Consider the following 21248-nt stretch of genomic DNA (forward strand, 5'->3'; position numbering starts at 1 on the left):
GGAACATCAGGGAAGCGCCCCGGCCTCACCCGGAACCTGGAAGCGGCCTGAACGTCGGCGCGCACGGGGCGACCCGGCCGAAACGGGCGCGTCGGGAGGGAGATCCCCGACCGGTCGGGCCGACGCGCCGGGCGCCACCCGGAAAACGGCTCGGGGTCATCCCCGAAGGGCCCCCCGGGGGCGGGGTTGGCAGCGCGGGCAACTGTACGACGAACGGTTCATGAACGCCTCCCGCCGCACGGGCGCGCCGCAGCGGCGGCAGGGCTGGCCCTCCCGGCCGTAGACGTTCAGCGACCGGTCGAAGTAGCCGCTCTCGCCGTTGACGTTGACGTAGAGGGCGTCGAAGCTGGTGCCCCCGGACGTGATCGCCTCCGCCAGGACGTCCCGGACGTGACCCAGCAGCCGCAGCGCGGCCGGGCCGGTCAGCGCGTCGGTGGGGCGGGCGCCGTGCAGCTTCGCCCGCCAGAGCGCCTCGTCGGCGTAGATGTTGCCCACCCCGGAGATCAGCGTCTGGTCCAGCAGGGCGCGCTTGACCTCCGTACGCCGTCGCCGCAGCGCGGCCACGAACGCCGCGTCGGAGAACTCCGGGTCCATCGGGTCGCGGGCGATGTGCGCGATCTCAACCGGCAGCTCCGCGCCGCCTGCGGAGACCGACAGCCCGCCGAACGTGCGCTGGTCGACGAAGCGCAGCTCGGGGCCGTCGTCGGCGAACCGGAACCGGACCCGCAGGTGGGTCTCGTCGGGCGCGTCGGCGGGCTGCACCAGCAGTTGACCCGACATGCCCAGGTGGCCGATGACGGCGTCCCCGCTGTCCAGCGGCAACCACAGGTACTTCCCCCGCCGGCGCACGTCGAGCACCGTCCGGTCGGCCAGCACGTCGGCGAAGTGCACCCCGCCGGGCGCGTGCCGGCGTACCGCGCGGGGGTGGCGTACCTCGACGGAGGCGATCCGCCGGCCCGTGACCCACCGGGTGAGCCCCTGCCGGACCGTCTCGACCTCCGGCAGCTCAGGCACGGCCCAGGCCCGCCTCGGCGCCGGCGGTCGCCCCGTCGGCCGCGCCGCCCGCCCCGGCCCGCTCCTGCTCGGCGCGTTCCTGCTCCGTCCGCTCCTGCTCGGCGCGTTCCTGCTCGGCCCGCTCCCGCTCCGCCTGCTCGGTGAGCGTGCGCCAGGCCGCCTCGGCGGCCCGCTGCTCGGCCTCCTTCTTGCTCCGCCCGTCGGCCCCGCCGTAGCGGTTGCCGGCGACCACCACCCAGGCGGTGAAGGTCTTGAGGTGGTCCGGCCCGGTGCCCTCGATGCGGTATTCCGGCACGCCGAGCCCGAGCGCGGCGGTCAGCTCCTGGAGGCTGGTCTTCCAGTCCAGGGCCGCGCCCCGGCCGGCCGACTCGGCCATCAGCGGGTCGAACAGCCGGTGGATGACGATCGCCGCCGTGTCCAGGCCGTACTGGAGGTAGATCGCGCCGAGCAGCGCCTCCAGGGTGTCGGCGAGGATGCTCGCCTTGTCCCGCCCGCCGGTGGTCTCCTCGCCCTTGCCGAGCAGCAGGTAGGCGCCGAGCCCGTCGGGGCCCAGGCCGCGGGCCACGTCGGCGAGGGCGCGCATGTTGACCACGCTGGCGCGCAGCTTGGCGAGCTGCCCCTCGGGCAGGTCGGGGTGGTTGTGGAAGAGCGCCGTGGTGATCACCACGCCGAGCACCGAGTCGCCGAGGAACTCCAGCCGCTCGTTGGTGGGCAGGCCGCCGTTCTCGTACGCGTACGAGCGGTGGGTCAGCGCGCGCTCCAGCAGCTCCGGATCCAGGCTGACGCCGAACGCGGCTTCCAGGTGACCGACGGACGCCCGCCGCCGCTTGTCGTTGCTCATGATGTGGGTACCTCGGTGTCGGTGGTGCGGTCGGTGCTTTCCTCGGGGTCGCCCGCCCCGGCGCCGTCGAGCAGCGCGCGGACCTGGTCGGCGGCGCGCCGCCGCCAGAGGTGGGCGGCCAGTGCGATGCCGGAGGCGACGTCGTCGGCCCGGGCCGCGCCGTGGCAGACGACCACCGTCCCGGCCACCCCGAGCAGGGCGGCCGCCCGGGGGGCGCCACCGCCGGGCGGCGGCCCGCCGGCCATCGCGTACGCGCCCTCGATCGCCTTGAGCAGCACGTTACCGGTGAAGCCGTCGGTGACCACCACATCGGCGCGCGTGCCGAGGGAGACGTCGTACCCCTCGACGAGGCCGACGTAGCGGGCGCCGCAGGGCAACGGCGCGGCGGCGAGGACGGGATCGGCGAGGCGGCGGGCGCGGTCGCCCTTGCCGGCCTCGGTGCCGACCGAGAGCAGCCCCACGCGCGGGGTCCCGACGGCGTGCGCGACGGCGGCGTAGGCCGCGCCGAGGACGGCGTGCCGGGTGAGGGTGGCCGGGCGCGGCTCCAGCGACCCGCCGACGTCGAGCAGGACCACCGGGCCGGCGACGGCGGGCAGGGTGGCGACCAGCGCGGGACGGCGTACGTCCGGCCAGCGGCCGAGGCCCAGCGCGACGGCGGTGACGGTGGCGCCGGTCGAGCCGGCGGAGACGAGAGCGTCGGCGATGCCGTCGCGGACGGCGTGCACTGCCGCGCGGACGGTGCTGTCGGAGCGGGCGGCCACGGGATGGTCGGCCATCCGCACGACGGACCGGACCGGACGAACGGCGACCCGGGCACGCTGCGCCGGGTCGAGGGCGTCGATCAGCGCGCCGGCGGCCTCGGCCGGGCCGACGAGCAGCAGGTGCAGATCCGGGTCGGCGCGTACGGCCCGCAGAGCGCCGTCAACCACGACGGCGGGAGCATCGTCCCCGCCGAGGAGGTCAACGGCGATCCGCGCGGTGCCCGGCTCCGTCGGATCGCCGGCCGGAGCGGGCCGGCCGACGTCGGAGGGAGCCGGGGCACCGGGCGATTGCCAGGGCGCGCGCGCCGCCCGACCAGCGGTCGGGGGCGTCACTCGGCTGCCGGGGTCAGACCTCGAGGACCTGACGGCCGTTGTAGGTGCCGCAGACGGAGCAGGCGGCGTGCGGCAGCTTGGCGGACTTGCACTGCGGGCAGGCCACGGTCGCGACCACGGCAGCCTTCCAGTTCGCCCGGCGGGCGCGGGTGTTGCTGCGCGACATCTTGCGCTTGGGGACGGCCACGGTTCCTACTCCTCTTTACGGGTCAGTTGCGACAGGCCCGCCCAACGCGGGTCGATCTGCTGGTGACTGTGGTCGGCCGGCAGATCGTCCCAGTGCACCCCGCATTCGGGGCACAAGCCTGGGCAGTCCTCCCGGCAGAGCGGGTTGGTCGGCAGTGCGAGCACCACCGCGTCCCGCAGCGCCGGTTCCAGGTCGATCAGGTCTCCCTGCATCCGGCCCACCTCGTCCTCGTCGGTCGTGGAGTCCGTGGTGCTGTTCTCGTACGCGTACAGCTCCTGGATCCGCACGGCCACCGAGTCGTTGATCTCGCGCAGGCAGCGGCCGCACTCGCCCCGGACGGGACCGGTGACGGTCCCCGAGACGAGCACGCCCTCGGACACCGACTCCAACCTCAGGTCGAGGTCGAGGTCAGCGCCCTCCGGCACGCCGATCAACTCCACGCCGAGGTCCGCCGGTGCCGGTGACACCCGCTTGACCGTACGCAACGCACCAGGCCGACGCGGCAGCTCCCTCGTGTCGAGGACCAGCGGCGACCTGGGGTTGAGTGTGGGAGGCGTGTGTTTGGGCATAGTCAGACTCCGGCCGGTGAGAGGCCGACAAAAGAGGTTACCTGGGCGACCGCCGCACCGTCGAACCGGGGGCGACGCCCGCCCCACCTGTCGGCTGGTGAGGTGCCGTTCAGAAGGGTAGCGGGCGTTCCGCCTCGTCCCCAGCGAAGGTGCCGATCTCACGCAGCGCGTGCATCTTGTCCCGGCCACGCTCTATCGAGGCCAGCGCCCGGGTGAGGAACTGCTCGAAGTTGGCCAGCGCGGTGTCGACGTAGTCGTCGACCTCCTCGCGCAGGCGCTGCGCCTCGGCGCGGGCCTCGGCGATGATCCGGGCGCCCTCGTGCTCGGCGGAGACGGTGATCTCGTTCACCGAGACCAGGCGGGCGTGTTCCGCCTCACCCTCGCTGATGATCCGGTCGGCCTCCCGCTTGCCGGCCTCCATGATCTTGTCCCGCTCCTCGAGCAGCGCGGCGGCCCGCCGCAGGTCGGCGGGGAGTTCGGCGCGCAGCTCGTCGAGGGCCGCGATGAACTCGCCCCGGTCGACCATGCAGTTGTTGCGCGACATCGGGACGGAGCGCGCCTGCTCCACCATGGCGATCAGTTCGTCGATGCGATCGAGCGGGTCCACCGGTACCTCACTCCTGTCGTTCGTCGGGCCGACCTACATGATGCGGGCTGCGGCCGGGTTCCCGCTCCACACATCATGTCGCGCCCCGACCACAGCGCGCCCCTCACCCCGGCCCGGCGCGTCGCGCCACCCGCCCCGTTGCCTTGCCGGGCGGCCGGTGGACGAAGGCCGGTGGCAGCGGCCCGCGGGTGAGGACGACCCACCGATGGAGGGTGACCCGCCCGGTGCGGGCGACCGCCGATGGAGGGCGGTCCGTCGACGGGGGGGGGCCGCCGACGGGGGCGACCGCCGACGGAGGGCCTCCCGGCACGTGCCGTGGCGGGCCAGCGATCAGGCGCGGGCCAGCGATCAGGCGCGGGCCAGCGATCAGGCGCGGGCCAGCGATCAGGCGCGGGCCGGCGGCGAGAGGCGGGCCGTGAGCTCCGCGCGGACCCGGTCCGGCACGTGCGCGGAGATGTCGCCGCCCCACTTCGCCACGTCCTTGACCAGGCTGGAGGAGAGGAACGAGTAGAGCGGGTTGGTCGGCATGAACAGCGTCTCCACGCCGGCCAGGCCGATGTTCATCTGCGCCATCTGCAGCTCGTAGTCGAAGTCGCTGACCGCCCGCAGGCCCTTGATCAGCACGCTCGCCTGCTGCGCCCGGCAGAAGTCCACGAGCAGGCCGCGGAAGGACTCGACCCGGACGTTGTCGTAGGAGGCGGTCACCTCGCGGAGCATGTCGATGCGCTCCTCGACGGTGAACAGGCCGCTCTTCGACTGGTTGACCAGCACGCCCACGATCACCTCGTCGAACAGGCGGCTCGCCCGGCCGATGATGTCGAGGTGTCCGTTGGTGACCGGATCGAACGAGCCGGGACACACCGCACGTCTCATGATCGGCGACCGTACCAAAGGGTGGTTTCGCCGTACCGGCGACTGCGCTCGCCGGTGACACCCTCCACCCATCCGACCGGCCCCGTCCGGCTGGACCGTTCCACCACGACCAGGGCGTCGGGGGCCAGCCAGCCGCCGCCCACCAGCGCGGCGAGCATCGCGGTGACCTCCGCGTCCGACACCGCGTACGGCGGATCGGCGAAGACCACGTCGTACGGGTCGCCGTCCGGGCCGGCCGCCAGCACCGTGGACACCCTGCCGGTGACCAGCCGGGCGGCCGGGGCGGCGCGCAGCGCGGCGACGTTCTCCCGGATCACCCGGGCCGCCCGCGCGTCGGACTCCACCAGCAGCACGTGCGCCGCGCCCCGGGAGAGCGCCTCCAGCCCGACCGCGCCGGAGCCCGCGTAGAGATCGGCGAAGCGGGCACCGGCCAGGTCGACCTCGGCCTGCACCGCGCTGAACAGCGCCTCGCGGACCCGGTCCGAGGTGGGCCGGGTGCCCGCCCCGGGCGGCGCGGCGATCCGCCGGCCGCCGAGCGTGCCGGCCACGATCCGCGTCACCTTCTCCGCCTGTTCATGCGCACGACGCTACGCGACGCGACGGCACGCCGTTCTCAGCCCTTCTCCAGGTATTCCGCGCGTTCCTCGTCGACCAGGGCCGACACCGAGGCGGCCAGGGCGGGATGGCGCGCCAGCTCCGGATCGTCCTCGACCAGGGTGATCGCCTCGGCGCGGGCGTCGCGGATCAGGTCGGCGTCGCGCAGCAGCGACAGCAGGCGCAGGTGCGAGCGCCGCCCCGACTGGGTGGCCCCCAGCACGTCGCCCTCGCGGCGCTGTTCCAGATCCAGCTCGGCGAGCTTGAACCCGTCCGTCGTGGAGGCGACCGCGTCGAGCCGCTCCCGCGCCGGTGTGCCCTCCATCGCCTCGGTGACCAGCAGGCAGAGCCCGGGAGCCGAGCCCCGGCCGACCCGGCCGCGGAGCTGGTGCAGCTGGGACACGCCGAACCGGTCGGCGTCGAGCACGACCATCACGGTGGCGTTCGGCACGTTGACGCCCACCTCGACCACGGTGGTGGCGACCAGCACGTCGACGTCGCCGGCCGCGAAGGAGCGCATCACCGCGTCCTTCTCGTCGGCCGGCAGCCGGCCGTGCAGCACGCCGATCCGCAGGCCGTGCAGAGGCCCCTCGGCGAGCAGCGGCGCCACCTCGGTGACCGCCATCGGCGGGCGCCGGCCGTTGTCGTCCACCGGCGGCGGCTCCTCCTCCGAGGCCGGCCCCTCGCCGATGCGCGGGCAGACCACGTACGCCTGGTGGCCGGCGGCCACCTCCTCGCGCAGCCGGCGCCAGGCCCGGTCGAGGAAGGCCGGCTTCTCGGCCGCCGGGACCACGTGCGAGGCGATCGGCGATCGGCCCTGCGGCAGCTGGGAGAGGGTCGAGGTCTCCAGGTCGCCGTAGACCGTCATCGCCACCGTGCGCGGGATCGGGGTGGCCGTCATCACCAGCACGTGCGGCGGCTGCTCGGCCTTCGCGCGCAGCGCGTCGCGCTGCTCGACGCCGAAGCGGTGCTGCTCGTCCACCACCACCAGGCCGAGGTCGGCGAAGTCGACGCCCTCGTAGAGCAGGGCGTGCGTGCCGAGCACGATGCCGGCGGCGCCGCCGGCCACCTCGGCCAGCGCCCGGCGGCGGGCCGCCGCGCCCAGCGAGCCGGTGACCAGCTCCACCCTGGTCGCGTCGTCGGCCGCGCCCAGCTCGCCGGCCCGCCCGAGCGGGCCGAGCAGGTCGAGGATGCCCCGGTGGTGCTGGGCGGCGAGCACCTCGGTCGGGGCCAGCAGCGCGGCCTGCCCGCCGGCGTCGACCACCTGGAGCATCGCGCGCAGCGCCACCACCGTCTTGCCGGAGCCCACCTCGCCCTGGAGCAGCCGGTGCATCGGGTGCTCGGTGGCCAGGTCCGCCGCGATCTCCGAACCCACGTCGCGCTGGCCGGGCGTCAGCTCGTACGGCAGCCGGGCGTCGAACGCGTCGAGCAGGCCGCCGGGCTTCGCCGGGCGAGGGCGGGCCGGCGACGCGGCGGCCCGGTGCTTGCGCTGCACCAGGGTGAGCTGCACGGCGAACGCCTCGTCCCACTTGAGCCGCCGCCGGGCCCGGTAGAGCGCCTCCTTGCTGGACGGCCGGTGGATCTCGCGCAGCGCCACGTCGATGCCGACCAGGTTGCGGCTCGCCCGCAGGGCGGCGGGCAGCGGGTCCTCCGGCGGGGTGAAGGTGTCCAGCACCACCCGGACGCAGCGGGCGATGACCCAGGTGGGCACCGCGGCGGCGGCCGGGTAGACCGGGATCAGCGCACCGGCGAACTCCTCGATCTCCTCGCTGGCCGCCGCCTCGCCGTCGCCGCCCTCGCCGAGCAGCACGTACTCCGGGCCGTTGAGCTGCCGCTTGCCCCGGAACTCGGTGACCTTGCCGGCGAACAGGCCCCACCGGCCGGGGCGCAGCTCCCGCTCCCGCCAGGCCTGGTTGCCGAAGAAGGTCAGCGTCAGGGTGCCGCCCGAGCCGTCGCCGACGGTGACCTCCAGCAGGTTGCCGCGGCGCTGGCGCATCGGGCGCACGGCGGTGCGCTGCACCTGTGCCAGCACGGTGACCTGCTCGCCGACGTCGAGGGAGCGGATGTCGGTGTGCTCGCCGCGCTCGTCGTAGCGACGCGGGAAGTGGTAGACCAGGTCGCCGGCGGTGTGCAGGTCGAGGTGCCCGGCGAGGGCCTTCGCGGTCTTCTCCCCGACCAGCTTCTTCAGCGGCGTGTCGACAGTGGACGGCTCGGACGTCATTCGACCCCCACCAGGAGCGGATAGTACGGCTGCCCGCCCGGGTACGCGTGCACCTCGACGAACGGCCAGCGCCGCCCGACGTGCTCGCGGACCGCCTCGGCCAGCCCGTCCGGGGCGTCCGCCCCGGAGAGCAGCGTGACCAGCTCGCCGCCACCGCCGAGCATCCGGTCGACCACGGCGACGCAGGTCTCGGTCAGGTCCGCCCCGATGAGGTGCACCTCGCCCTCGACCAGCGCCAGCACGTCGCCGGGGCGGCACGGGCCGGCGACGGTGAGCGCCTCGCGGCCGGCGTGGCAGACCTCGGCGTAGCGGCAGGCCCCGGCCGCCTCGGCCATCGCGATCACGTCGTCGGAGAAGCGGCGGGCCGGGTCGCGCACCGCGAGGGCGGCCAGCGCCTGCACCGGTGACCGGGTGGGCACCACGCTGACCTTGACGCCCTGCCGGTGCGCCTCCTGCGCGGCGGCGCTCGCCACCGCCTGCGTGTCGGGGTCGTTGGGCAGCACCACCACGCGGGCCGCGCCCGTCGCGCGGATCGCGTCCAGCAGCTCGCCCGTCGACGGGTTGCCGGGCACCACCGTCGCGCCCTCGCCGGCGAACAGCTCGGCGATGCCCGCGCCCGAGGCCACCACCACCGCCGCCCGGCCGTCGCGCGCCGCCGGCCGGGCGGGGGCCACCTGGTCGGCGAAGCGGGTCACCGAGATGCGGTGCGGCCGGCCGGCGACCACGCCCGCCTCGATCGCCGCGCCCACGTCGTTGACGTGCACGTGCACGTTCCAGGTGCCCGGGCCGGCGGCGCCGTCGCCGACGATCACGAGGGAGTCGCCCAGGGCGGCCAGCTCCGCCCGCAGCCGGGCCACCGCCTCCGGCCCGGCGTCGAGCAGGAACTGCACCTCGTAGGCGTACTCCTCGGAACCGGTCTCGCGGACGGCCGTCGCCGGCGGGCGGACGCTGCGCGGCGCGGGCGCGGGGTGCTCCGGGCTCTCCCCGGTGACCACCTCGACCAGGGCGTCGAGCAGCAGGCAGAGGCCCTGCCCGCCGGCGTCGACCACGCCGGCGGCGGCCAGGGCCGGCAGTTGCTCGGGGGTGCGCGCCAGCGCCAGCGCCGCCTCGCCCGCCGCCGCCCGGGCCACCGCGCGCAGGTCGTCGCTGTCGGCCCGCTCGGCGGCGCGGGCCGCCGCGGCGACGACGCTGAGCAGCGTGCCCTCGACGGGCCGGGCGACCGCGGCGTAGGCGGCCGTGGTGGCGTCGCGCAGCGCGGCGGCCAGCTCCCGCCCGCGCACGGCCGGCACGGCGGCGACCGCGTCGGCGAAGCCGCGCAGGATCTGCGACAGGATGACGCCGGAGTTGCCCCGCGCGCCGAGCAGCGCGCCCCGGGCCATCAGCCGCAGCGCGTGCCCGTGCGGGGTGGGGCCGTCCTCCGGGAGCGTGCCGAGATCCATCGCCAGCGCCTGCTGCGCGGAGGTGAGGGTGAGGACGAGGTTGGTCCCGGTGTCGCCGTCGGGCACCGGGTAGACGTTCAGGTCGTCGATCTCGCCCTGGTGCCGCTTCAGCGCGGCGAGCCCGCCCACGCACCAGCGGCGCACCGCGGCGGCGTCGAGGGTGTCCTGCACGGCGAGAAGCCTACTGGCGGGCACCGACGCGCGCCGGGGCCGCGGGTCGCCCCCCGGCGTGTCCGGCGGTGGACAGGCGGCTCCCCCGGCCCCGGTCGCGCCGGTGACGCCGGCCGTGACTACCCTCGTGGTCGCGTCCCTTCGTGCGCGTGGCTGAGGGACGGTGCCGACCGGGCGATCGTGTCCGCGTCGCGCTGCGACGGGCCCCGCCCCGGAGCCCCGCCCGGGGCCGGTTGGTCGGGTGCCCGGGTCATCGGGTAACCTGGCCAGGTTGCCCGGGCAGCGCCTGGCGGCGACCTCATGAACGTTTCAAACCCAGGAGTATCCCGTGGCTAGCGTGTGCGACGTCTGTGGCAAGGGACCGGGCTTCGGCCACAACGTGTCCCACTCGCACCGGCGGACCAACCGCCGCTGGAACCCGAACATCCAGTCGGTGCGTACCCCGGCCGGTGGCGGCAACACCAAGAAGATGCAGGTCTGCACCTCCTGCATCAAGGCTGGCAAGGTCACCCGCGCCTGACGCGGTAGCCCTCAGCTTCACACTCGTCACTACCGGCGGGCCCCTCGTGGGCCCGCCGGTTCTGTCGTGTCCGGACCTGCCGCCCGCCGGTCCTGTCGCGTCCGGGCCGCCGTCGAGACACCGGTCCGTTGCCGCCCGGCGGTCCGGGTCAGGGCCGGCCGGCTGACGGATAGGCGACGGCCGGTTCGAACGCACGACGCTGACCTGGTTAGGGTCTGCGTGCGCCGGGAGTCCGGATCGAGGCCGGCGCGACGGAGAACCGAGCGCGGAGGACGACTGGTGCAGCTTGACCTAGGCCGGCACGAGATGGTCATCGTCGGGGCCTCCCTCGGAATGCTGCGCTGGTTCAGCGAGGAGCTGCCGGCCGGCACCGTCGTCCTCGTCGAGGAACCGGACGTCATCGAACGCCGAGGGCTGGAGCGGTTCGCCCGCGAGATGGCCTTCATCTCCCGGGTGGTGCCCGCCGAGTACCAGACCGGCCTGGACGCCGCCGCGCTGATCGCCCGGGAACCCGCGCTGGCGACCGCCCGCCTGGTCATGCCCGGCCTGGAGTACGCCGTCGGCGCCGCCGCCCGGCTCGCCGAGGCGCTGGGCCTGCCCGGGGCCGGTCCCGCCGCGGCCGACATCTTCGCCGACAAGCACCGGATGCGGCTGCTCGCCGCCGAGGCCGGCCTGGCCAACCCGGCCTTCGCGCTGGTCGACTCCCCCGTCGCCGCGACGGAGTTCGCCGAGCGGCACGGCGGCCGGTGCGTGCTGAAGCCGACCCGCCGTTCGGGCAGCCTCGGGGTGCAGATCATCGCCGACCCGGCGGAGGTCGCCGGCGCCTGGGCGGGGACGGCCTCCCCCGAGGAGCCGCCGGAGGCGACCGGCCGGGGGCTGCCCACGGGCGTCCTCGTCGAGCAGGTCGTCGACGGTCGGGAGCACAGCGTCGAACTGCTGGTCGCCGACGGCGAGGTCTTCTTCGCCAACGTCACCGACAAGCGGGTGCTGCCGGGACGCGCCCCGGTGGAGACCGGCCACACCGTGCCGACCGCGCTGCCCGAGGCGACCCGTCGGGAGCTGATCGAGGTGGCGACCCGGCTGGCCGCCGCCGCCGGTTTCCGCACCGGCACGCTGCACAGCGAGTGGATCGTCGCCGACGGGGTGCCGACGCTGGTCGAGTGCGCGGCCCGGCTGCCCGGCGACATGATCACCGCGCTGGTGTCGATCGCGTACGAGTGCGGGTTCATCGAGGCGTACCTGCGGACGCTGCGCGGGGAGCGGCCGGCGCTGCCGGCGCGGCCGAGCGGCGCGGCGGCGGTCGAGTTCCTGCTGGCCCCGCCCGGCACCGTCACCGCCATCGACGGGAGGCGCCAGGCCCTGCGGGTGCCCGGGGTGCTCGAGGTGCAGCTCGACGTGGCGGTCGGCGACGCCGTGGCCCAGGTGACGTCCTCGCTGCGGCGCAGCGGTCACCTGCTGGCCTGGGGCGCCGACCCGGCCGAGGCGACCGCCAACGCCGGCAAGGCCGCCGAGCAGATCCGGATCACCACCGCCTGAGCCGGCGCGCGGCGCCCCGGGCGGCGGCTCAGAGGGTGCGGCCGAACGAGATGCAGCCCGGGGCGTCCTTGTAGAAGCCGAAGTTGGGGATCCGCTCGTAGCCGGCCGCCGTGTACATGGCGATGGCCTCGGGCTGCCTGTCGCCGCACTCCAGGACGATCCGCTTGCGCCCGTGCTCGCGGGCCGAGCGCTCCACCGCCGCCAGCACCGCCCGGGCCACGCCCCGGCCCCGGGCCGCGCGGGTCGTGAACATCCGCTTCAGTTCGGCCGTGTCGCCCTCGTCACCGTGGCTGCGCCAGCCGCCGCAGCCGACCGGCTCGCCGTCCAGGTGGGCGACGAGGAAGGCGCCGGCCGGCGGCTCGAACTCGCCCGGCTCGACCGGGGTGTCGTCGCCGCTGCCGCCGTACCGCTCGCCCAGCTCGGCCAGCGCGGCGCGGATCAGCCGCTGCGCGACAGGCGAGTCGAAGCGCTCGACGCGGATCTCGATTGCACTCACGGAGTAAAGGGTACGACCCGTGCCGGCCCTTACCGGAAGTGGTCCCAGCCGCCGGGCCCGTCGTAGGGGCGGCCGTCGACGGTGACGCCGGAGCCCTCCGTCACCCGCCCGACCGCCCGCCAGTCGGGCGGCAGGGCCACCGCCGGCGGGAAGGTCGCGGCCAGCGCGTGGTCCTCGCCCCCGGCGAGGAGCCAGGAGTACGGATCGACGCCGAGCGCCTGGGCGGCGTCGCGCATCTGCCGGGGCACCTCGAACGCGTCCCGCCGCACGTCCACGGCCACCCCGCTGGCCTTCGCCACGTGCCCGAGGTCGGCGACGAGCCCGTCCGACACGTCGATCATCGAGGTGGCGCCGAGCCGGGCCGCGTGCGGTCCGGCCGCGTACGGCACCTCCGGCCGCCGGTACGCCTCCACCAGCAGCCGGGGCGTGCGGAAGCCCCGGGAGAGCACGGTCAGCCCGGCTGCCGCGTACCCGGTCCGGCCGGCCAGGGCCAGCACGTCCCCCGGGCGCGCCCCGGCGCGGGTGACCGGCGGCCGGCCGCCGAGGTCGCCGAGGGCGGTGACCGCGATCGTCAGCGTGGGGCTGGCCGACATGTCCCCGCCCACCACGCTCGCGCCGACCTTCGCCGCCTCGGCGGCCAGCCCGTCGGCGAGCTCCTCGGCCCACTCGAGCTCCAACTCCGGCGGCATGCAGAGCGCCACCAGCAGCGCCGTCGGCTCCGCCCCCATCGCGGCGATGTCGGCCAGGTTGGCCGCCGCCGCCCGGTGGCCGACGTCACGCGCGGCCGACCAGTCCCGCCGGAAGTGCCGCCCCTCCACCAGCACGTCCGTCGAGGCCGCCACCCGGGCGTCCGGGGCGGACACCAACGCCGCGTCGTCCCCCGGACCGAGCAGAACGGTCGATCCGTACGACAACCGGGCGGTCACCCGGTCGATCAGGCCGAACTCGCCGATCCCCGCCACACTCATGCCGGCCCTCCGCCGTGCTCGCTCACCGCTTCTCCTCGACCACCGATAGGGATCAGACCTGGTCCGTAAGGTACTTTCTCCCTTCGGGCCGCCTGTGAGCGGCGACGGACGGAGGTCGAGTCGTGGTACAGGCGTACATCCTCATCCAGACCGAGGTCGGCCGCGCGCGTGACGTGGCCGGTCTCATCGCGGACCTTGCCGGCGTGGTGCGGGTCGACGCCGTCACCGGGCCGTACGACGTGGTCGTCCTCACCGAGGCGAACACCGTCGACGAGCTCGGCAAACTCATTGTCAGCAAGGTGCAGATGGTGCCCGGCATCACCCGCACCCTCACGTGTTCGGTGGTGCGCCTGTAAGTGGACAAGATCACTGACTCTCCCATGACCGGTTCCGCCCCGGCGGACGAGGTCGCCCCCGACCGCCCGACCCGGGACCGGACGACCCGCAGCGCGGCGCTGATCGCCACGCTCGTCGCGCTCCCGGTCACCGCGCTGGTGGGCGTGCTCGCCTTCGTCCAGCTCTCCCCGGACCAGCCGGCCGAGCCCGCCGCCGCGCCCAGCCCGACGGCCAGCGCCGTACGGCCGCAGTCCACCGCCCCGGTCGAGATGGCCGCGCCGGCCCTGGCCGAACGTCCCGCCACGGTGTGCCGTGCCCTGCTGTCCCAGCTGCCGCCGGCGATCGGCGACCTGGCGCAGCGCCCGGTCAGCGCCGGCCCGGAGCAGAACGCCGCGTACGGCGACCCGGCGGTCACCGTGGCCTGCGGCGGCACCGAGCCGGCCGTCGACGACACGGACGAGGTGCTCATCGTCAACGGCGTCTGCTGGCATCCCGAGCAGGCGGCCGACGTCACCGTCTTCGGCACGCTGGACCGCGAGACCGCGGTGACCGTCCGGGTGCCGAACGCCTACGAGCCGCCGGCGAAGTGGCTCCCGCTGATCTCCGACACGGTCGTGGCCTCGGTGCCCTCCGGCGGCGACGCCCCGCGCGGCTGCCGCGGCTGACCTCCCCACCACCGACCAGCCGACCTTCCTCCCGGCCCTTCCGCCCTCCGGGCAGGCCGGGCAGGCCGGGCAGGCCGGGCAGGCCGGGCAGGCCGGGCAGGGCAATTTCCCGGAGAGAGTGGCCTTCCCCCCGTCGGGAGGCCACTCTCTCCGGGAAACTGTGCGGATCTGGATGCGTCCGACGGGCCTGGAACTGTGCGGATCTGGATGCGTCCGACGGGCCGGCTGCCCGGCGGCCGGTCGTCAGTGCAGGCCGACGCCGCGGTGCAGAGCGGTGCGGATGAGGCGGTTGACCAGCTTCGGGTACTCCAGCCCCGACGCCGCCCACATCCGGGGGAACATCGACGTCGGCGTGAAGCCCGGCATCGTGTTGATCTCGTTGAGATAGACGTCCAGCTCCGGGGTGACGAAGAAGTCGACCCGGGCCAGGCCGGAGCAGTCGAGCGCGGTGAAGGCGCGGGTGGCGTACTCCTGGACCTGGCGGGTCACCCGCTCGGGCAGGCCCGCCGGGATGTCGTACTCGCAGGCGTTCTCGGAGTCGATGTACTTCGCCTCGAAGTCGTAGAAGTCGTAGTCGCCGACGACCCGCACCTCGGCGAGCACGGACGCCTCCGGCGCGCCGCCGGCCTCGCCCTCCAGCACGCCGCACTCGATCTCGCGGCCGACGACGGCACCCTCGACGAGCACCTTCGGGTCGATCTGGCGGGCCGTGGCGACGGCGGCGTCCAGGTCGGCCCAGTCGGTGACCTTGGTGATGCCGAACGACGAGCCGGCCCGGGAGGGCTTGACGAAGACCGGCAGCCCCAGCCGCTCCTTGTCCGCCTCGCTGAGCGTCATGCCGTTGCGCAGCACCGCGTACGGGCCGACCGGGATGCCCTCGGCGACGCAGAGCTTCTTGGTGAACTCCTTGTCCATGGCGGCGGCGGAGGCGAAGACGTTCGCCCCGACGTACGGGATGCCGGCCATCTCCAGCATGCCCTGGATGGTGCCGTCCTCCCCGTACGCGCCGTGCAGCACCGGGAAGACCACGTCGACGTCGGCGAGCGCCCGGGGGCCCTCGGTCGGGTCGAGCACCATCAGCCCGTTGCCGGTCGGGTCGGCGCGCAGCACGATGTCGGTGCCGGACTCCGCCGTGATCTCGGGCAACCGGCGGGCGTTGATCGCCAACTGGGCCGGGTCGCCGCTGGTCAGCACCCACTGGCCGGCCCGGGTGATGCCCACCGGCACCACCTCGAACTCGTCCGGGTCGAGCGCGCCGAGCACGCTTCCGGCGCTGACGCAGGAGATGCCGTGCTCCGGGCTGCGGCCGCCGAAGACGATCGCCACGCGGGTCCTGCCTGGGGTGGTCACTGCGTCACCTCTTCGTACGCGACTGCGGCGCCCGTCGTGGCGCTCACCCGGTTGACCTTACTGTGCGTGGCCGAATCCGGATGGCGATACCCGGGAGGGACGACGGCCACGCCGCAATCGGTCAGCAGCGCCTATACGGTGCGTAACTGCCGACGCGCCCCCTTTCTGCCGACCCGGCCGCCCCGCGGCTCCCGGCGGAGCGCCTCCCACCGACAGTCGACTCCGACCGCGCCCGGCCGCCCCGGCGACGCTCCCACCGGTCGCCTCACCCGGGCCGCGTCCGCCGTCACCGCCCGGGCCGCGATCCGGGGCGGTGACGGCACCGGGGGCCCACTACGCTGCTCGTCCTATGAGCGCTGATCCCCTCATCGAATCGCTGTCGGCGGCCCTGGACGCGCGCCCCGACGACCTGCCGCTGCGACTGCACCTCGCCTCGCTGCTGTTGGACGCCGGCCGGGCCGGAGAGGCGATCGCGCAGGTCGGGCAGGCGCTCGCCCGTGACCCGGGAAACGCCCAGGCACAGGCCCTGATGCATCGGGCGCTGGGTGGCTCCGTACCGCCGCCGGCGCCGGCCCCGGCGGGGCCGCGGCCGCCCGCGCAGCGCCCGGCGCCCGCGACGCCCGGCGGTCCCGCCGCGACCGCCGACCAGGATCCCCTCGCGGCCTACGAGCAGGAGTTGGCGGACGTCGTGCCGCCGCGCTTCGCCCGCGCCGGCGACGAGCCGGAGCCGGTCACCGGCGACTCCGACCGGGTGTACGACGTGGAGACCTCCGTCGTCCGGCTGGCGGACGTGGGCGGCATGTCGGCGGTGAAGGAGCGGTTGGAGCTGGCGTTCCTCGGCCCGCTGCGCAACCCGGAACTGCGCAAGATGTACGGCAAGAGCCTGCGCGGCGGGCTGATGCTCTACGGCCCGCCCGGCTGCGGCAAGACCTTCCTCGCCCGGGCGGTCGCGGGCGAGATGGGCGCCAAGTTCATCTCCCTGTCGATCGTGGACGTCCTGGACATGTGGATGGGCAACTCGGAGCGCAATCTGCACGAGCTGTTCCAGGCGGCCCGCCGCAACGCGCCCTGCGTGCTGTTCCTCGACGAGGTCGACGCGCTCGGGCACAAGCGCTCGCAGGTCAGCTCCAGCTCCATGCGGACGCTGGGCAACCAACTGCTGGCCGAGCTGGACGGGATGGAGGGCAGCAACGAGGGCGTCTTCGTGCTGGCCGCCACCAACACCCCGTGGGACGTCGACCCGGCGCTGCGCCGCCCGGGCCGGCTCGACCGGGTGGTGCTGGTGCTGCCGCCGGACGCGGAGGCGAGGGCGTCCATCCTGGAATACCACCTGCGGGAGCGGCCGATCGCCGGCATCGACCTGCGGAAGATCGTGGCGGCCACGGAGGACTACTCCGGCGCCGACCTGGCCCATCTCTGCGAGACCGCCGCCGAGTTCGCGATGGCCGACTCCGTGCGCACCGGCGAGGTACGCATGATCGAGCAGCGGGACCTGGAGCGCGCGGTGAAGGATGTCCGGCCGTCGACGAAGCCGTGGATGGCCACCGCCCGCAACGTGGCGATGTTCGCCAACGAGGGCGGCGTCTACGACGACCTGGTGGCCTACCTGAAGCGCCGCCGGATGCTGTGACGCCGGGCGGCCCGGCGGGGCGCCGGGCCGCGCCTCTCCGCCGGGCCGGGCCTCCTGCCGGACGGGCCCTCCGTCCGGCGGGGCCGCTCTCCCCGATCGCACCGTTCCGGCCGCGAGCCGGGCGCGCGGGCGGGGGCCGTCGGCTCAGCCGCGCGCGTGCCGCCGGCCGATGGCGATCACCTTGACCCGCTGCCGGCCGGCCCGCACCATGCCCAGCGCCATGAACGCGCCGGCGATCCGGTCGGCCGCCTCGCGGCTGGTCGCGCCGACCACCTGGCGGCGCCGCTCGGGGCAGGTCCGCTCGTCGCGGCCGGCGCCCTCGACGGGACGGACGTCGGTGAGCACCACGAGGAAGCGCGTCATCGGAGGCCGCCGGGGCGGTCGGCGCGGGCCTGCTGACCAGTACGCACGTCGAATCCCTTCCGGCTGACGGCCACGGGGGCGTGGCACGCGGCGATCGGGTACGGGGGAGAAACCCGATCGCCGCGCGCCCCATCCCCTCCGGTCGCTCACCACCACCGTCGCCACGACAACCGGCGGTGAGGACGCGACGACAGATTGACATGTCCATAGCCATGAATGCAACTCTCATCGGCGTTCTCTCATCTACACCTTCCCGTGAAGATGTGCGACGATCGATGCATGGCCCCCAAGACGGCCCGGGCCCGACGCCTGGGCATCGCGCTGCGCACCCACCGGGAAGCCGCCGGCCTCACGCTGGAGGCGGCAGCGGACGAGATCAGCAGCACCCGCAGCACCCTGTCCCGCTACGAGAACGCCCAGACGCTGGTCAGCCCGGCCACCGTGCGCGCCCTGCTCACCCTCTACGGGGTCGGCGCCGACGAGGTGGCGGCGGCCGTCCAGCTCGCGAAGGACGCGCGCAAACCCGGCTGGTGGGTGTCCTACTCGTACCTGCTGGACCGGCGCACCATCGACTTCATCGCGCTCGAGGCCGAGGCGACCGGGATCGCCAACTTCGAGCCGTCGGTGGTGCCGGGGCTGCTCCAGACCGCCGACTACATCCGGGGCGTCATGCGGGGCGGCCCGCACACCCTCGGCGACGACGAGGTGGAGCAGCGGGTCCACGTGCGGCTGGACCGGCAGCAGCGGCTCACCGCCGACAACCCGCCGATCCTGGACGCCATCATCGACGAGGGCGCGCTGCTGCGGCCGGTCGGCGGCCGGTCGGTGATGGAGAGCCAACTGCACCACCTGCTGAAGATGGCCGAGCTGCCCAACATCACCGTGCAGGTGATCCCCCTCGCCGCCGGCTACCACCGGGGCACCCGGGGCTCGCTGCACATCCTGGAGTTCGCCGACCCGGAGGACCCGATCATCGCCTCGGTGGAGACCGTGGCCGGGCAGATGGTCCTCGACCGGCCGGGCGACCTGCGTACCTGCACCAAGATCATGGAGCACCTGCGGACCGTCGCGCTCAGCCCGGCGGCCAGCCGCGACCAGCTCCTCCAACTCCTGAAGGGACGGTAGGACCATGACACCGACGACCAGCGCGGCGCTCGCCGTGGCCCGGTGGCGCAAGAGCAGCCACAGCGGCGACCAGGGGGCGTGCGTGGAGATGGCGGTGCTCCCGGAGACGGTCGCCGTCCGCGACTCGAAGGACCCGTCCGGCCCGGCGCTGCTCTTCCCACCCGCCGCCTGGGCCGCCTTCGCGGAGGCGCCGCCCCGCCGCTGACCCCGCCCCGGCGCCGGCGCGTGCCCCCGCAGGCCACGCCGGCGCCCCCGCGCCGTCGACGGTGCCTCCGTTGGGAGCCGGCGGGGCCGTCGACGCGCGGGTCACGGCGGGATCCGACACGAGCCGGTTCAGCCGAGGCGTCAACCCGGTCGGCCCGGGCGGCGGGCGGTGACGGCGGTGGCGTCCCGGTCGTCGTCGCGGGTCACCGTCGGGATCAGGCCGGTGGCGGCCAGCGCCGCGCAGAGCGCGCCCGCCTGCGCCTCGCTCGTCTCCACCACCAGGTGGCCACCCGGGGCCAGCCAGCGCGCCGCGCCCGCGGCGACCCGGCGCAGCACCGCCAGCCCGTCCGCCCCGCCGTCGAGGGCGACCGACGCCTCGTGCAACCGGGCCTCCGGCGGCATCAGCGCCACCGCCGCCGTCGGCACGTACGGGGCGTTGGCCACCACCAGGTCCAGGCTCCCCCGCCAGCGCGCCGGCAGCGGCTCGTACAGGTCGCCGTGGAAGACCGGGACGCCCAGCGGGGCCAGGTTGCGCCGGGCGCAGGCCACGGCGGCGGGGTCGACGTCGGCGGCGGCCAGCCAGCGCGGGGCGAGCCGGCGGGCCAGCGCCACCGTGGTGGCGCCGGAACCGCAGCACAGGTCCACCACGGCCGCCGCCGGGCCGGTCACCGCGACGGCGGCGTCGACCAGCAGGGCCGTACGGGCCCGGGGCACGAACACGCCGGGGTCGACGGCGATCCGCTCGCCGCAGAACTCGGCCCAGCCGAGCAGGTGCTCCAGCGGCAGCCCGGCGACCCGGCGGTCGGCCAGGTCGGCCAGCGCCCGCGGGGAGTCGGCGGCGGCGATCAGCAGGTCGGCCTCGTCCTCGGCGTAGACGCAGCCGGCGGCGCGCAGCCGCTGCACGAGGGCGGGTCGGTCGGGGCGGAAGGAAACGGTCACATGGGCCTCCGGGAACGCTCGTCGACGCTCCCGGGCCGCCGGATTCAGCCGGCGTGACGTCGGAGGGGAGCGTCGGTCCTGCCTGTCGGGTGGATCGGACTCACCTCCTCGGGTCGGGGCCCGACGTGGGGCCACGGACGGCCCCGGCGCGGGGCCACGGACACGATAGCCCAACGGAGGCTCGGCGGCCGGCCGGAAATAGACACCCGCCGCCGCACACCCAGCGCCCGGACCGAACCGACGCGCGTCCCACACATCCAGCGACCGAACCGGCACGCGCCCACGCACACCCAGCGGCCGGACCGAACCGGTACGCGACGTCGACCGCCCGCCGGCGCCGGACGCTCAGCGGCTGGCGTCGAGCGCGTTCGCCACGTCGGCGACCAGGTCGACCGGGTCCTCCACGCCGCAGGAGAGCCGGACGAAGCCGGGCGAGGTGTCGTCGCCCCACTGGGCCCGCCGGTCGGCGGTGGTGTGCAGGCCGCCGAAGGAGGTGGCCGCGCCCACCAACCGGGCCGCGTCGAGGAACCTCGCCACCCGCTCGGCGTCGCCGAGGTCGAACGCGAGCAGGCCGGGAATCCGGCGCATCTGGGCGGACGCCACCGCGTGGGCCGGGTCGCCCGGCAGCCCGGGCCAGCGCAGCCCCGTCACGTCGGTGCGCCCCGCGAGCAGCCCGGTCAGCGCCTCGGCGTTGGCGGTCTGCCGGCCCAGCCGCAGATCCAGGGTGGCCAGCGACCGGTGCGCGAGCCAGGCGTCGAAGGCGCCGGGCACCGACCCGGTGACGTTGCGCCAGTTGGTCGCCGCGTCCAGCAGCTCGGCCGAGCGGGTGGCAAGGTAGCCGAGCAGCAGGTCGGAGTGCCCGGTGAGCGCCTTGGTGCCGGAGGCCACCACGACGTCGGCCCCGAGGTCCAGCGGGCGCTGCCCGAGCGGCGTGGCGGTGGTGTTGTCGACCGCGACCAGGGCGCCGGCGGCGTGCGCGCGGGCGGCCACGTCGGCGATGTCGGCGACGTCCAGGCCGGGGTTGGCCGGTGTCTCCAGCAGCACCAGGCGTACGCCGTCGAGGGCCGGGCAGGGGCCGGCCGTGGGGGCCAGGACCACCCGGACGCCGAGGCCCTCCAGGGTGTCGGCGGCGAACGCCCGGACGGAGTAGTAGCCGTCGGACGGGAGCACCACCGTGTCCCCCGGCCTGAGCACCGTCAGCAGCAGGCCGGTGATCGCCGCCTGCCCGCTGGCGAAGACCCGGCAGTCGCCCCCCTCCAGCTCCCCGATGGCCGCCTCCAGCAGGCGCCGGGTGGGGTTGTCCGGCCGGCCGTACCCGTCCGGCGCCGCCGCCGGCCCCGCCCACGGGTCGAGGTGGTACGGCGCGGCGAAGACCGGCCCGGGCAGGAACGGTTGGCCGGGCACCGGGGCGGGCAGACCGGCGCGTACGCAGCGGGTGCCGTCGGCGAGCCCGGCCGGTCGGTCGGCGGGCCCGTCGCCCGGGCGCTCGTGGGGCTCGGTCATGTC

23 protein-coding genes are annotated in these 21248 nt (G+C 75.2%); 7 read left to right on the forward strand and 16 right to left on the reverse strand.

The annotated features are described in order from the left end of the window. Positions 1-156: 156 nt before the first annotated feature. From mutM to GA0070606_RS09290, 10 genes are all read right to left on the reverse strand, one after another. The gene (mutM, locus tag GA0070606_RS09245; protein ID WP_091096813.1) at positions 157-1014 is read right to left on the reverse strand and encodes a bifunctional DNA-formamidopyrimidine glycosylase/DNA-(apurinic or apyrimidinic site) lyase; all 858 of its coding nucleotides are present in this window, start codon (positions 1012-1014) and stop codon (positions 157-159) included. Then, positions 1007-1855 (reverse strand): ribonuclease III, encoded by an 849-nt coding sequence (rnc, locus tag GA0070606_RS09250; RefSeq protein ID WP_091096815.1) that lies wholly within the window; start codon positions 1853-1855, stop codon positions 1007-1009. Before rnc ends, mutM begins: the two co-directional genes overlap by 8 nt. Further along, complete coding sequence (locus GA0070606_RS09255) at positions 1852-2826, reverse strand: phosphate acyltransferase PlsX (RefSeq protein ID WP_245724924.1); 975 nt, start codon at positions 2824-2826, stop codon at positions 1852-1854. Before GA0070606_RS09255 ends, rnc begins: the two co-directional genes overlap by 4 nt. A gap of 136 nt (positions 2827-2962) precedes the next feature. Beyond that, positions 2963-3136, reverse strand: coding sequence for a 50S ribosomal protein L32 (gene rpmF / locus GA0070606_RS09260; protein WP_091096818.1), 174 nt, complete (start codon positions 3134-3136; stop codon positions 2963-2965). Positions 3137-3141: 5 nt separating this feature from the next. Further along, positions 3142-3705, reverse strand: coding sequence for a YceD family protein (locus GA0070606_RS09265; RefSeq protein WP_091096820.1), 564 nt, complete (start codon positions 3703-3705; stop codon positions 3142-3144). 109 nt (positions 3706-3814) lie between these two features. Continuing rightward, positions 3815-4312, reverse strand: coding sequence for an SPFH domain-containing protein (locus GA0070606_RS09270; RefSeq protein WP_091096821.1), 498 nt, complete (start codon positions 4310-4312; stop codon positions 3815-3817). 384 nt (positions 4313-4696) lie between these two features. Then, entirely contained in the window at positions 4697-5185 is a 489-nt protein-coding gene (gene coaD / locus GA0070606_RS09275) for a pantetheine-phosphate adenylyltransferase (RefSeq protein ID WP_091096823.1), read from the reverse strand. Then, positions 5182-5745: a 16S rRNA (guanine(966)-N(2))-methyltransferase RsmD gene (gene rsmD / locus GA0070606_RS09280; protein ID WP_091096825.1), complete on the reverse strand. Its 564-nt coding sequence runs from the start codon at positions 5743-5745 to the stop codon at positions 5182-5184. Before rsmD ends, coaD begins: the two co-directional genes overlap by 4 nt. A gap of 53 nt (positions 5746-5798) precedes the next feature. Further along, on the reverse strand, positions 5799-8000 hold the full coding sequence (gene recG / locus GA0070606_RS09285; RefSeq protein ID WP_091096826.1) for an ATP-dependent DNA helicase RecG: 2202 nt from the start codon (positions 7998-8000) through the stop codon (positions 5799-5801). After that, the gene (locus GA0070606_RS09290) at positions 7997-9610 is read right to left on the reverse strand and encodes a DAK2 domain-containing protein (RefSeq protein WP_091096828.1); all 1614 of its coding nucleotides are present in this window, start codon (positions 9608-9610) and stop codon (positions 7997-7999) included. The genes recG and GA0070606_RS09290 overlap by 4 nt, the downstream gene beginning before the upstream one ends. Before the next feature lie 328 nt (positions 9611-9938). Between GA0070606_RS09290 and rpmB the strand changes: the two genes are divergently transcribed. Beyond that, a complete protein-coding gene (rpmB, locus tag GA0070606_RS09295; protein ID WP_088963534.1) occupies positions 9939-10130 on the forward strand; it encodes a 50S ribosomal protein L28 in 192 nt (63 codons plus the stop codon). 279 nt (positions 10131-10409) lie between these two features. Next, positions 10410-11666, forward strand: a complete 1257-nt coding sequence (locus tag GA0070606_RS09300; protein WP_091096830.1) for an ATP-grasp domain-containing protein — start codon at positions 10410-10412, stop codon at positions 11664-11666. A gap of 28 nt (positions 11667-11694) precedes the next feature. Here the strand turns inward: GA0070606_RS09300 and GA0070606_RS09305 are convergent, their stop codons facing one another. Next, positions 11695-12162: a GNAT family N-acetyltransferase gene (locus tag GA0070606_RS09305; protein ID WP_091096832.1), complete on the reverse strand. Its 468-nt coding sequence runs from the start codon at positions 12160-12162 to the stop codon at positions 11695-11697. A 29-nt stretch (positions 12163-12191) separates the two neighbouring features. Continuing rightward, complete coding sequence (locus GA0070606_RS09310) at positions 12192-13130, reverse strand: thiamine-phosphate kinase (RefSeq protein WP_091096834.1); 939 nt, start codon at positions 13128-13130, stop codon at positions 12192-12194. A 122-nt stretch (positions 13131-13252) separates the two neighbouring features. Between GA0070606_RS09310 and GA0070606_RS09315 the strand changes: the two genes are divergently transcribed. Then, positions 13253-13486 carry an Lrp/AsnC ligand binding domain-containing protein gene (locus GA0070606_RS09315; protein ID WP_013284547.1) on the forward strand — a complete coding sequence of 78 codons (234 nt, stop codon included), beginning with the start codon at positions 13253-13255 and terminating at the stop codon, positions 13484-13486. After that, positions 13487-14131 carry a DUF3515 family protein gene (locus tag GA0070606_RS09320; RefSeq protein WP_425413036.1) on the forward strand — a complete coding sequence of 215 codons (645 nt, stop codon included), beginning with the start codon at positions 13487-13489 and terminating at the stop codon, positions 14129-14131. Between the two features lie 243 nt (positions 14132-14374). Here the strand turns inward: GA0070606_RS09320 and GA0070606_RS09325 are convergent, their stop codons facing one another. Next, complete coding sequence (locus tag GA0070606_RS09325) at positions 14375-15481, reverse strand: D-alanine--D-alanine ligase family protein (RefSeq protein WP_091096839.1); 1107 nt, start codon at positions 15479-15481, stop codon at positions 14375-14377. A 349-nt stretch (positions 15482-15830) separates the two neighbouring features. On the opposite strand from GA0070606_RS09325, the gene GA0070606_RS09330 reads away from it, so the two are divergent. Then, the gene (locus GA0070606_RS09330) at positions 15831-17111 is read left to right on the forward strand and encodes an ATP-binding protein (RefSeq protein WP_091096840.1); all 1281 of its coding nucleotides are present in this window, start codon (positions 15831-15833) and stop codon (positions 17109-17111) included. Positions 17112-17255: 144 nt separating this feature from the next. Here GA0070606_RS09330 and GA0070606_RS09335 read toward each other — a convergent pair whose 3' ends face one another. Beyond that, positions 17256-17474, reverse strand: a complete 219-nt coding sequence (locus GA0070606_RS09335; RefSeq protein WP_091096842.1) for a hypothetical protein — start codon at positions 17472-17474, stop codon at positions 17256-17258. A 279-nt stretch (positions 17475-17753) separates the two neighbouring features. On the opposite strand from GA0070606_RS09335, the gene GA0070606_RS09340 reads away from it, so the two are divergent. After that, the gene (locus tag GA0070606_RS09340; RefSeq protein ID WP_091096844.1) at positions 17754-18599 is read left to right on the forward strand and encodes a helix-turn-helix domain-containing protein; all 846 of its coding nucleotides are present in this window, start codon (positions 17754-17756) and stop codon (positions 18597-18599) included. Between the two features lie 4 nt (positions 18600-18603). Then, complete coding sequence (locus GA0070606_RS09345) at positions 18604-18804, forward strand: DUF397 domain-containing protein (RefSeq protein WP_091096846.1); 201 nt, start codon at positions 18604-18606, stop codon at positions 18802-18804. A gap of 140 nt (positions 18805-18944) precedes the next feature. Here the strand turns inward: GA0070606_RS09345 and GA0070606_RS09350 are convergent, their stop codons facing one another. Next, positions 18945-19742 (reverse strand): putative protein N(5)-glutamine methyltransferase, encoded by a 798-nt coding sequence (locus GA0070606_RS09350; protein ID WP_091096848.1) that lies wholly within the window; start codon positions 19740-19742, stop codon positions 18945-18947. A gap of 345 nt (positions 19743-20087) precedes the next feature. Continuing rightward, positions 20088-21245, reverse strand: coding sequence for a cystathionine gamma-lyase (locus tag GA0070606_RS09355; RefSeq protein WP_091096849.1), 1158 nt, complete (start codon positions 21243-21245; stop codon positions 20088-20090). Positions 21246-21248 lie beyond the last annotated feature (3 nt).

It is taken from the genome of Micromonospora citrea, from assembly GCF_900090315.1.
Taxonomy (GTDB): Bacteria; Actinomycetota; Actinomycetes; order Mycobacteriales; family Micromonosporaceae; genus Micromonospora; species Micromonospora citrea.